At 75.4% G+C, this 1,031-nt stretch carries 1 protein-coding gene; it reads left to right on the forward strand.

The window, feature by feature from the left end:
• Positions 1-1,031: tetratricopeptide repeat protein (locus ABD378_RS32585; protein ID WP_425583906.1), on the forward strand; the 1,031-nt coding region annotated here is incomplete at both ends.

Genomic DNA, 1,031 nt, shown 5'->3' on the forward strand with positions numbered 1-1,031 from the left:
CTCGGGCGGCAGCACCGCGAGCGCGGCGACGAGCCCGCCGCGGAGTACTGGCTGCGGCAGTCCGCCGAGCAGGGCCACGCCCTGGGCGCGTACGCCCTCGCCGATCTTCTCGAGCACCGCGGTGACGTCGGCGCCGAGCGCTGGATGCGGGCATCGGCCGAGCGCGGTCACCGCGAGGCTGCGTACCGCATCGCCCGCGCCCTGGACCGGCGGGCCACCGCCGAGCGCGACCCCAAAGTCGCCCCCAAAGCCGACGCCAGAGTCGATGGAAAAGGCGCAAAAGACGCAAAAGGGGTACGTTCCGCTGCCGCCGAGGCCGAACAGTGGTACCGCCAGGCCGCCGCGCGCGGTCACCGGCGGGCCGCGCTGCACCTCGGCGCGATCCTGGAGCAGCGCGGCGAGCTGAAGGAGGCCGGGCGCTGGTACCTGAACTCCGCGAAGGACGGGGAGGCGCGTGCCGCCTGCGCCCTCGGCTTCCTGCTGCGTGACGCGGGCGACGAGGAGAGCGCCGCCGTCTGGTGGCTGAAAGCCGCCCAGGACGGCGACGGCAACGCAGCGAACGCCCTGGGCGCGCTGCACGCCGAGCGGGGCGAGACCCAGACCGCCGAGCGGTGGTACCGCGCCGCCATGGACGCGGGGGACGTGAACGGCGCGTACAACCTCGGACTGCTCTGCGCCGAGCAGGGGCGGACCGCGCAGGCCGACCAGTGGTACAGGCGTGCCGCGTACGCCGGTCACCGCGAGGCCGCCAACGCCCTCGCCGTACTGCTGCTCCAGGGCGGCGACGCGGCGGGCGCCGAGCCGTGGTTCTCCAAGGCCGCCGAGGCGGGCAGCGTGGACGCCGCCTTCAACCTCGGGATCCTGTACGCGTCCCGTGACGACGAGGGCTCCGCCCTGCCCTGGTACGAGCGTGCGGCGGCCGCCGGGCACACCGAGGCCGCGCTCCAGGTCGGCACCGCGCGGCTGCGCGACGGGGACGAGCAGGACGCCGAGCGGCATCTGCGGTGCGCGGCGGGTGCCGTCGAGCAGAT

It is taken from the genome of Streptomyces rectiviolaceus, assembly GCF_039533825.1.
Classification (GTDB): Bacteria; Actinomycetota; Actinomycetes; order Streptomycetales; family Streptomycetaceae; genus Streptomyces; species Streptomyces rectiviolaceus.